The 3799-nt window shown below is 66.9% G+C and carries 2 protein-coding genes; both read right to left on the reverse strand.

Features of this window, described 5'->3' with window-relative positions:
• The coding region (locus H3H39_RS27200) for an aminotransferase class I/II-fold pyridoxal phosphate-dependent enzyme (protein ID WP_182157677.1) at positions 1 to 1028 on the reverse strand (1028 nt) is incomplete at its 3' end.
• Between the two features lie 71 nt (positions 1029 to 1099).
• Positions 1100 to 3799 (reverse strand): efflux RND transporter permease subunit (locus H3H39_RS27205; RefSeq protein WP_182157678.1); only part of this gene is annotated, 2700 nt, incomplete at its 5' end.

Raw genomic sequence — 3799 nt, forward strand, 5'->3', positions numbered from 1 at the left:
CACTGGGCCGCGTCGCCGATCAGCACCGGCACGATGGGGGTGGCCGTGGACAGGATCTGGTAGCCCAGTGGCGCCATGCGCTCGACGAAATAACGCTGGTTGTCCCACAGGCGCTGGCGGCGCTGCGGCTCCTCCTCCAGCACGTCGAGCGCGGCGATCAGCGCGGCCGCCTGGTCCGGCGGCGGCGGGCAAGTGAAACCGTAGGCGGAGCTGGTCAGCCGGATCACGTCGGCGATCTCCCGCTCCACGGCCACGAAGCCGCCAATGGCGCCCAGCGCCTTGCTCAGCGTCCCCATTTGCATGATGCACGGACTGTGGCAGTTGAAATGCTCGGAGGTGCCGCCGCCATGTTCACCCAGGATGCCGGTGGCGTGGGCGTCGTCGATATACAGGATGGCGCCGTATTTCTCGGCCAGCGCCACCAGGTCCGGCAGCGGCGCGATCGTCCCTTCCATGCTGAACACGCCGTCGCTGACGATGATGGGGCACGTGCCGTCGGCCGCCTTGAGCAATTCCTCCAGGTGGTTCATGTCGCAATGGCGGTAAGTGTGGCGCTCGGCGCCCGACATCTGTATCCCTTCGCGGATGCTGATGTGATTGAACTCGTCCGAGTAATAAGCATACTTGCGGCGTTTTTTGGCGCGGTAGCCATGCAGGCGCGCCAGCATGCCGGCCTTGACCAGCGACGACAGCACGCCGATGTTGGTCATATAACCGGTCACGAACAGCACGGCGTCGCTCTTGTGCTTGAGTTCACCGAGGCGGCGCTCCAGCGTGCGGTACACCTCCAGGTCGCCGCCCAGCAGGCGCGATTCGCAATTGCCCACGCCGTAACGGTCCAACCCTGCCTTCGCCGCCGCCACCAGGCGCGGGTGATTGGCCAGCGCCAGGTAGTTATTGGTGCTGAACGAGACCACCGTCTCGCCCTGGGTGATGAAGGTGGGATCGGGCAGCGTGTCATGCACGGCCGATTCGTGGTGGATGGGATGGCTTTCCAGCCAGGTGGCGATGTCGCTCAGGTCATGCATGGTGTGCTCTCAAACGTGAAGGTGGCCGGCACGCGGGGGGCGCGCCGGCCGGGTTGCGGGGGCGTCCAGGCCTAGTCCTGGCTGGCGCGCTCCGCGAAATAGGGATAGGCCAGCGGCAGCAGCAGCAAGGTGAAGAAGGTGGCGGACACAATGCCGCCCACGATCACCACCGCGAACGGGCGTTGGGTTTCCGAACCGATACCGTGCGACAGGGCCGCCGGCAGCAAGCCCAGGCCGGCCATCAGGGCCGTCATCAGGATCGGGCGCAGGCGCTGGGCCGCGCCCTCGGCCGCGCTGGCCACCAGCGTGGCCGGCCCCTTGGCCAGCGCAACGATCTGCTCCACCATGATCACGCCGTTCTGCACCGAGATCCCGGCCACGGCAATGAAGCCGACGGCCGCCGACACGGAGAAATGCAGGCCGGCCGCCGCCAGCCCGGCGATGCCGCCGATCAGGGTGAACGGGACGATGGCCAGAATCAACAACGCCTTGCGCACCGAGCGAAACGCCCAGAACAGGAGCGAGAAGATCAACAGCACCGTGATCGGCACGATCACCTGCAGCCGCTGCACGGCGCGCTGCTGGTTCTCGAACTGGCCGCCCCAGGTGATCTGGTAGCCGGCCGGCAAGTGCACCTTTGCCGCCACCTTCTGCTGGGCCTCGGCCACGAAGCTGCCCTGGTCGCGCCCCAGCAGGTTAGCCTTGACGGAGGCGTTGCGCTCTCCCGCCTCGCGGCTGATGCGGGCCGCGCCCTGGCGCACTTCGATCCGGGCCAGGTCGCCCAGCGCCACCGTGCCCACGCCACCCGGCAGGTTGATCTGCAGCGCCGCGATGTCGTTGACGGAAGCGCGGCTGCGCTCCTGCAGCCGCAACGTGATGTCGAAGCGTCGCCCACCTTCGAAATAGGTGTTGACTGCCACACCGGCCAGCGCCGTCTGGATCGCGCCATTGACGTCGGCCACGTTCACACCCAGGCGCGCGATACGCACACGGTCGATCACGATATCGATCTCGCTCTGGCCGCCGATGCGCACGGCGGCCACGTCGGCGGCGCCGGCGATGCCGTTCAGGATGGCCGCGACCTGCTCGCTGGCCTGCGTCAGCACGTCCAGCTCGGGACCGCTGATCTTGACGGCGATCTCGCCCTTCACGCCCGACAAGGCCTCCTCCACGTTATCCTCGATCACTTGCGAGAAGTTGGTGGGCACGCCCGGCATGCGGCGGATGCGGGCCGAGATGTCGGCCACCAGCGCGTCCTTGTCGTTGAAGCGCCAGCTGGAACGGGGCGTCAGATCGGCCAGGATCTCCATGTTATTCGGCCCTTTGGGGTCGGTGCCATCGTCCGGCCGGCCCACGTGCGAGATCACGTTGCCCACTTCCGGGTAGCTTTTCAGGATCGCCCGTACCTTGTGCTCGATTTCCTGGGTCTTTTCCAGCGCCGTGGAATTGGGCAGGCTGATGGTGAGCCAGATATTGCCCTCGTCGAGCTTGGGCAGGAATTCGCTGCCCAGCAGCGGCGCCAGCGCCAGCGTCAGCACCAGCACAGCGCCCGAGGCGGCGAACACGGCCACCGGCCTCGCTTGGGCCCGCGCCAGCAAGCGCCGGTAACTGGCCGTCAAGCGCGCCATCCAGGCGCTGTGGCGTTCGGCCATCGGGTGGCGCTTGACAGTCCACGCCAGCAGCGATGGCACCAGCGTCATGCTCAGCACAATGGCACCCAGCATGGCGAAACTGAGCGTGAATGCCACCGGCGAGAAGATCTTGCCTTCCACCCGCTGGAAGGTGTAGATGGGGATGAAGGCGACAATGATGATGGCCTTGGCGAACAGGATGGGATGGCCCAGTTCCACCACCGTCTGTTTCAGCGTGCGCTTGCGCCACGCATAGGGCGACAAGTCGCCGGCCGGATCATAGTCCTGCAGCGCCAGACGCACCATGAGCGCCTCCACCAGCACCACGGCGCTGTCGATGATGATGCCGAAGTCCACCGCGCCCAGCGAGATCAGGTTGGCCGGGATGCCGCGCGCGTCGAGCATGATGAAGGCGAACAGCAGCGACAGCGGGATCACGGTGGCCACGATCAGCGCGGCGCGCCAGTTGCCGAGGAAGACGATCAGGATGGCGATCACCAGCGCCGCGCCCACCAGCAGGTTCTCGCCCACCGTGCGCACCGTATGGTCGATCAACTGGGTGCGGTCGTAGATGGTCTTGAGCCGCACTCCCTTGGGCAGGCGCGCGTTGACGGCATCCACGGCCAGCTTGACGTCGGCCACCACCTTGGCCGCGTTGCTGCCCTTGCTCATCTGGACGATGCCTTCCACCACGCTGTCGTTGCCATTGAAGGCCACCACGCCCGAGCGGGGCCGGAAGCCGGCGCTCACCGTGCCCAGGTCCGACACCAGCACCGTCTTGCCTGCGCTGGCGCTGACGATGACGCGGCCGATGTCATCCATGCTGTCGAAGATGCCGATGCCGCGCACCAGCAGCGCCTCGTCGCCACGGCGCACCTGGCCGCCGCCCACGTTGGCGCTGTTGGCCGTCAAGGCCTGGCTCACCTGGTCGATGGTCACGCCATAGCGTTTAAGGGCGGCCGGGTCCACCTGCACCTGGTATTCCTTGACGGTGCCGCCGAAGCTGACCACGTCGGCCACGCCGGAGACGATGCGCAGCTGCGGGCGCACCACCCAGTCCTGCAGCGCGCGCACCTCGTTGGGGTCCATGCCGGGCGGCGCCTCGACGATGTAGCGGAACACTTCGCCCACGGCCGTCGT

This window comes from Rugamonas apoptosis, from assembly GCF_014042355.1.
Classification (GTDB): domain Bacteria; phylum Pseudomonadota; class Gammaproteobacteria; order Burkholderiales; family Burkholderiaceae_D; genus Rugamonas; species Rugamonas apoptosis.